Source organism: Hymenobacter sp., assembly GCF_035709525.1.
In the GTDB taxonomy this organism is placed as follows: domain Bacteria; phylum Bacteroidota; class Bacteroidia; order Cytophagales; family Hymenobacteraceae; genus Hymenobacter.
In genome coordinates this window covers 1-6602 of sequence record NZ_DASTEP010000216.1, presented here as the reverse complement: position 1 = coordinate 6602, position 6602 = coordinate 1, and the positions used below count along the sequence as shown (strand labels likewise).

The 6602-nt window shown below is 63.3% G+C and carries 5 protein-coding genes; 1 reads left to right on the top strand and 4 read right to left on the bottom strand.

The window, feature by feature from the left end:
* Positions 1–48: 48 nt before the first annotated feature.
* Both hisS and VFO93_RS19130 read right to left on the bottom strand, forming a co-directional pair.
* Positions 49–1500, bottom strand: a complete 1452-nt coding sequence (gene hisS / locus VFO93_RS19135; protein WP_325135990.1) for a histidine--tRNA ligase — start codon at positions 1498–1500, stop codon at positions 49–51.
* A 45-nt stretch (positions 1501–1545) separates the two neighbouring features.
* Entirely contained in the window at positions 1546–1800 is a 255-nt protein-coding gene (locus tag VFO93_RS19130; RefSeq protein WP_325135989.1) for a hypothetical protein, read from the bottom strand.
* 132 nt (positions 1801–1932) lie between these two features.
* On the opposite strand from VFO93_RS19130, the gene VFO93_RS19125 reads away from it, so the two are divergent.
* The gene (locus VFO93_RS19125) at positions 1933–2814 is read left to right on the top strand and encodes a transporter (protein ID WP_325135988.1); all 882 of its coding nucleotides are present in this window, start codon (positions 1933–1935) and stop codon (positions 2812–2814) included.
* 251 nt (positions 2815–3065) lie between these two features.
* Here VFO93_RS19125 and VFO93_RS19120 read toward each other — a convergent pair whose 3' ends face one another.
* Both VFO93_RS19120 and VFO93_RS19115 read right to left on the bottom strand, forming a co-directional pair.
* Entirely contained in the window at positions 3066–5003 is a 1938-nt protein-coding gene (locus VFO93_RS19120; protein ID WP_325135987.1) for a M28 family peptidase, read from the bottom strand.
* A gap of 150 nt (positions 5004–5153) precedes the next feature.
* Positions 5154–6491, bottom strand: coding sequence for a serine hydrolase domain-containing protein (locus VFO93_RS19115; protein ID WP_325135986.1), 1338 nt, complete (start codon positions 6489–6491; stop codon positions 5154–5156).
* Positions 6492–6602 lie beyond the last annotated feature (111 nt).

Below are 6602 nucleotides of genomic sequence, written 5' to 3'. Positions count from 1 at the left end.
GTAGAGATGCTTCACTGCGTTCAGCATGACAGACGGACGGGCGACCACTTACGCCGTCAGCGCGCCCACTACCTCGCCCAGCGGCAAGGTCTTTTCCTCGCCCGTTTTCATAATTTTAACCTTGGCCACGCCGGCCGCCAGCTCCTCCGGCCCCAGCACCAGCACCAGCGGAATGCCCTTGGCATCGGCGTATTTGAACTGCTTTTGCAGCTTGCCCGCGTCGGGGTAGAGTTCGGCGGGGATGCCGGCCGCCCGCAGCTCGGCCAGCAGCGGCAGCGTCGCCCGGCCGCTCGCCGCGTCGAAGTGCGTGAGCAGCACGCGGGTGGGCGTTTCGCCGGTGTCGGTGAAGAGGTCGAGGCTTTCGAGGCAGTCGTAGATTCTATCGACCCCGAACGAGAAGCCCACGCCCGACACGCCCGGCAGCCCAAACGAGCCCGTAAGGTTGTCGTAGCGCCCGCCGCCGCTCACGCTGCCCATCGCCACGTTGTTGATTTTAACTTCGAAAATGCAGCCCGTGTAGTAGGAGAGGCCGCGCGCCAGCGTGGGGTCAAATTCGAGCCGGTCGAACTGCTTGAAGCCGCTGGCTTGCAGTAGCGCGTGTACTTCCACCAGCTCCTTCAAGCCGCGGTAATAAGCCAACTCGTCTTCATTAGTATCGTCGCTATCTGTAGGGCGCGTGCCGTCGGGCTCCACGCCGGCCGTGACGAAGCCGGCCAGCAGGCGGCGCAGCTTTTCCTCGAAGTCGCCCTCCACGCCCAGCAGCGCAAACAGCGTGTCGATGGTTGGCTCCGCGAAGCCTTTGTCCAGCAATTCCTTGCTTACACCGTCGCGCCCGATTTTATCGAGCTTGTCGATGGCCACGAATAAATCGGCCTCCTTGCCCTCGCCGCCCAGTGCCTGGTAGATGTTGCGCAGCACGCCCCGGTGGTTGATTTTGATGGTGAAATCGTGCAAGCCCAGCTCGGTGAATACCCGGCTCATCATCAGCACTATCTCGGCCTCGCAGAGCAGCGAGTCGGTGCCCACTACGTCGGCATCGCACTGCCAGAACTCGCGGTAACGGCCGCGCTGCGGGCGGTCGGCGCGCCACACGGGCTGCATCTGGTAGCGGCGGAAGGGGAAGGTGAGCGTGCCCCGGTTCATGGCCACGTAGCGGGCAAAGGGCACGGTGAGGTCGTAGCGCAGGCCCTTTTCGGCAATCTTAGGCAGCACTACCTTGGGGCCGGCGTCGAGGTCTTCGGGCGTAAGGAGCGGCGTGATTTCGCCCCGGCGCTCCTTCACCAGGAAATTGCCCGAGTTCAGAACTTTAAACAGCAATTGGTCGCCTTCGTCGCCGTATTTGCCGGTCAGCACCGAGAGGTTTTCGAGGGTCGGCGTCTCCAGCGGCGCGTAGCCGAAGGTTTCAAACGTGCGCCGGATGACGCTGAAAATATATTGGCGGCGGGCCACCTGGGCCGGCCCAAAATCGCGGGTTCCTTGCGGAATGCTGGGTTTCTGCATAGCACCCGCAAAGGTAGGTTTTGGGGGCCACTACCCGCCGCGCCGCTAGCGGGCGGCCGGGGCGGGGGCCGCCGCGCTGGTGGGCTGGCCGGCGCGGGCGCTGTTGGTGGCCGCGTTCAGCTCGGCTCCTTTGGGCGTGTCTTGTTTATAGGTGGCGGTGGCTTTGGGTTGGCGGCCTTCGGGCAGCTTGGCGGGGTCTACGCCGTAGGGCGTGCCGTCTGGCTTTTTGCCGCAGCCGGCGAGCGCCACCGTGAGCAGGCCAGCGGCGAAGAGAGTGGGGAGAGAAGTAGAGCGGCGCATGAGCAATTGATGAATAACGGCAATATACGGCCAACCTGCTTTTTAGGATAAGCTGGAGGTCAGGGCCACTAGGCTGGCCGCGTGGGCGCGGGCTGCGTATGCGCAGAATTGTCGCCCTTTTTCTGCTTTGCAATGCGCGCTTTCTACCCCACCTTTTTGCTGTCCTTAGCCTTGGCCGGCCCCGCCGCCGCCCAGGCCAACCACCCGCTCAACGATACTATCGACGTTGATAAAACGCACTACACGCTTTTCAACCCCACCCCGCGCAAGTACATGCGCCCGATGGTGCCCGACCGCCCCGGCATCACCGAAAGCCCGTATTCGGTGGATGCGGGCCACTTTCAGTACGAAACCGATGTGCTGCGGCTGCTGACGCGGCGCGAGGGGCCGCAGCACGGGCACGACTGGTACGTGAACCACTTCCTGGCCAAAATCGGCCTCACCGACCGCACCGATTTTCAGGTGGCGCTCGACACGTACACCTACTCGCACAATTTCAACGACGCCGAAGCCGGCCCCAGCCCGTTTGACCAAAACCAGCTGAACCGCGGCGTGGGTGACCTCACGCTGCGCCTCAAACACACGCTGGTGGGCGACGACGACAGCCGCGGCGCGCTGGGCCTGGTGGGCTACGTGCAGCTGCCCACCGGCGGCCGGGTGGGCGATGGCGGCTACGAGCCCGGCCTCACGCTCACCGGCATTTTTCAGTGCACCAAAACCTGGAGCGTGGGCGGCCAGGTAGCCAATAATTATTTTTTCGACCCCGAGGCCGGCCAGCATTTCTACCAGCTCACGCCCACCCTTACCACCGACTACCAGTTCACCAAGCTCGTGCAGGGCTTCGTAGAGCTAGTGGGCTACTGGGACACCCGCCAAAGTGCCTGGCACAGCTCCGTGAACCTGGGGCCGCAGGTGGATATTTCCAGCAACGTGCAGCTCGATTTTGGGGCGCATTTGCCCCTTACGCACTCCGTGGACAGGGAGTATTTCCTGGGCCTGAGCTTTCGGCGGTAGCGCGGACTTTCAGTCCGCGAGTACATAGCAAACCCAAGTTTCGGCGTAGCCCCGTAGGGGCGACCCGTCGGTAGTAGCGAGCGGTAAGCGAAAGGCAAAAGCCCCGTAGGGGCGACCCAACAGGTGAAGGGGTCGCCCCTACGGGGCTTGGGATAGGCAGTGTTCCCCAATTTTTACCAACGGGTCGCCCCGCTGGGGCTACGCCGAAACTTGGGTTTGCTACGCACTCGCGGATTGAAAGTCCGCGCTACCTACTCCTTCGTAAACACGAAGCTGCCGCCGCCCTGCTTGAGCGTGAAGCTGGGCTTGCCGGCCTCAAACTCCACTTGCAGGCCAGCCGGGTCGAACTTGAACACGCCCTGGCGCACGGGCTCCAGCGGGAAGGCGGGCTGGCCGGTGGCCTGCGCTTGCAACGTTGCGCCTTCCTTGGTGAAGGTGATTTTGAGTGGAATCTGGGTGCTGGCGTAGGTGCCCACGTAGCGGTCGAGGTCGGCGGGGGTGGGGGCGTACTTGGCATCTACCACGAGGCGCTGGTCGCGGTTGGCCACCGCCCAAGCGGTGTGGAAGATGAGCTGGTCGCGCCGGGCCATCGCCGGGAAGTCGATTTTATCGACGTCGTCGGTGGTTTGGTGGTAGTCTTTGTGCAAGCCGCTGGTGTAGAAGATAATCGGCACGCCGTGCTTGGCAAAGTTGTAGTGGTCCGAGCGGTAGTAGATGTGCTCGGGGTCGTTGGGGTCGTTGTACTTGTAGTCGAGGGCCAGCGGCTGGTACTGCTGGTTGGTGGCCTCGCTCAGCGTGTTCAGGTCTTGCGAAAGCTTGTCGGCCCCCACCACGTACACGTAGTCGCTTTTGCCCTGGTGCAGGGTATCCACGCGGCCCACCATGTCGATGTTAAGGTCGGTGACGGTATTGGCGAGCGGGAAAATCGGGTGGTCGGTGTAGTACTGCGAGCCCAGCAAGCCTTCTTCCTCGCCCACATTGGCCAGGAATAAAATGCTGCGGCGCGGGCCGTGGCCATCCTTTTTGGCCTGGGTGAAGGCCCGCGCCATCGCCAGCACGCTGGCCGTGCCCGAGCCATCGTCGTCGGCCCCGTTATACACGATGCCGTTTTTGATGCCCAGGTGGTCGTAGTGGGCCGACAGCACCACTACCTCATCCTTTTTGTCGCCGCCTTCGAGGTAGCCCAGCACGTTCTCGGTGGTGAAGGGCTCTTTGCGCTCGCCGCCTTGTAGCCGGATAGCCACGGGTTTGAAGGGCGACGCCACCGGCTTGCCGGCCGCGCTCACGGCCTTCTGGTACTTGGCCAGCCCGGCCGGGGTAGTGCCGAGCATGGCGGCCCCCATCTCGGGCGATACGAAGAAGACGTTGGAGCCGCCGGGCCCGGCCGGCGCGCCCGGAAACTCCAGGCGCTCTTCGCCCACCTGCATGCGGCCGTAGTCTTTGGGCACCGCGGCCAGGGCCGCCACGCTGGGCATAATGCGAAACGTGGAGCGCGGCGTGAGGCCGCGCATGGTGGGGCTACGCTCGCCCATCTCCGTAAAGCCCGTGCCGCCGTAGGCCGTGGGCTTGCCGTCTTTGCTCAGCAGCGGCTGGCCGGCCTTGTTCAGAGGCTCGCCGAGCAGCATTATCAAGTCTTTGTTTTTGAGCTTGGGGTCGTCGGGGATGAAATCAGAATAGCCGGTAGTGTTGATGCCGTAGCCCACAAACGTGGGCTGCAACTCGGCCACGGCCGTGGCCTGGTTGCGCACCAGCACGTAAAAATCCTTGCCCGCCACAAACGTCCGGTTGCCAATCCTGATGGACGAGGCTGGGTCTACGCCCACGCGGTTCATGCTGAAATGCTGCAAGTACGGATTGTCCGAGCCCGGCACCGGCCCCGCCAGCCCGTAGCTGGCGAAGGCTTTGGCGATGTAGTCGGCGGCCATTTTCTGGCCTTTCTGGCCGGTTTCGCGGCCTTCGTATTCGTCTGAGGCCAGCACCGAAAGGTCGGCTTTCAGCCCCTCGGGCGTGATGCTGGCGGCGTAGGGCACCGAGTAGTCGGTAGCCGGGGCAGCGGGGGCTGGGGCCGCGCCGCGCTTGGTTTTTACTTTGATTTTGGCCGCGCCGGCCGGGGCAGTAGGCACGGTGGGCTGGGCTACCGCGGCGCCGGCCAGCAGCAGGGCGGCGGCCAGGGTTATGGGTTTTGACATGGGGAAGAAAAAGTTGGAAAGCAGCAAAGGTGGTGAAAATAGGAATGTTGGGCGGGGTAGAGACGCAATATTTTGCGTCTGTCGTCTGGTTGCGTTAGACCATGTAACCCTGACGTAAGACGCAAAATATTGCGTCTCTACACTCTTAAACTACTCCTTCGTAAACACAAACTCGCGCCCGCCCTGCTTGAGCGTAAACATCGGCTTATCAGCCGCAAACTCGGCCCGGATGCCAGCCGGGTCGAACTTGAACACGCCCCGGCTCACGGGCTCCAGCGCGAAGGCCGACTGCCCGGTGGCCTGGCTCATAAGGGTAGTGCCGTCTTTAGTAAAGGTGATTTTGAGTGGCAAACTAGGGCTGGCGTAGGTGCCCGCGTAGCGGTCGAGGTCGGCGGCGGTGGGCACGTAGGCCGGGGCCGCAAAATCGGGAATTTTATAGGGCCGGTTGAAGCAGATATTGAGCACGCCAATCATGGCGTCGTTGAGCGCGTAGCGGTGGGCGTTGGTGCTCAGGGTCACGGCCAGCTTGTCATCGGGGAAGTAGCCGGCCGACGACTGAAAGCCGTCGATGGTGCCGCCGTGGCCAAAGGCCTGCTTGCCGTTGAAGGGAATCCGCATCAGCCCGCGCCCAAACGGCTGCTTGTCCTGGAAGGTCTGCATCTGCGCCAGGCTGGCCGCCGACACCAGCTTGCCACCAAATAATGCTTCCAGAAAGCGGTCGAGGTCGGCGGGCGTCGACACGACCGCGCCCGCGCCGCCGGGGATGCTCATGTCGGTTTCGGTGTCGGGCACCCAGCCGTCGGGGCCGGGCTTGTACGACAAGGCTTCCTGCTTGGCGGGGTCGATTTTGCCGCCGTAGTAGGTGTTTTTCAGGCCGGCTTTGGCGGCCACGCGCTTTTGCAAGGCTTGGGCGTAGGGCTGTTTGCCCAGCTTCTCCACGATGTAACCCAGCACGATGTAGCCCGAGTTGCTGTACTTAAACTGCGTGCCCGGCTCGAAGTCGGGCTGGTACTTGGCCATCATCGCCAGCAGCTCGGCCTGGGTTTTGGGCTGGGTCAGGTAGCCCAGGTAGGCCTCGTCGTCGGTGATGCTGTGCAAGCCGCTGCGGTGGCTCAGCAGCTGGTTGATGGTGATGGTTTTGGCATTGGGCAGCTGCGGGAAAAAAGTGGCGAGCTTGGTGTCCAGCGTCAGCTTTTTCTCCTCAATAAGCTGAAAAATCATCACTGCCGTGAACATCTTCGAGATGGAGCCCATGCGGTAGCGGGTGGCCGGCGTGGCGGGCACGTTGGGCGCGAGCTGCGCCGAGCCGAAGGCGTGGCTGTACACCACCTGCCCCGCGCGCGACACGGCGAGGCTGCCCATCATCTTGTTGTTGGCCGCCAAGCTAGTGAGCAGGCTGTCGAGCTTGGCGGTGTTCAGGCTCTGGGCCTGGGTAGTGACGGTGGCGGCCCCGAGCAGGGCGGCGAGCAGCGGTAGGCGTGCGTTCATGGGGAGTGAAAGAGTAGGGTAGGAGGGTAATCGCTGGATGAGGGCGGGGCATTACAAAGCAGCCCTAGCGCGGGAGACCCCACCCCCGGCCCCTCCCCTCCGGGAGAGGGG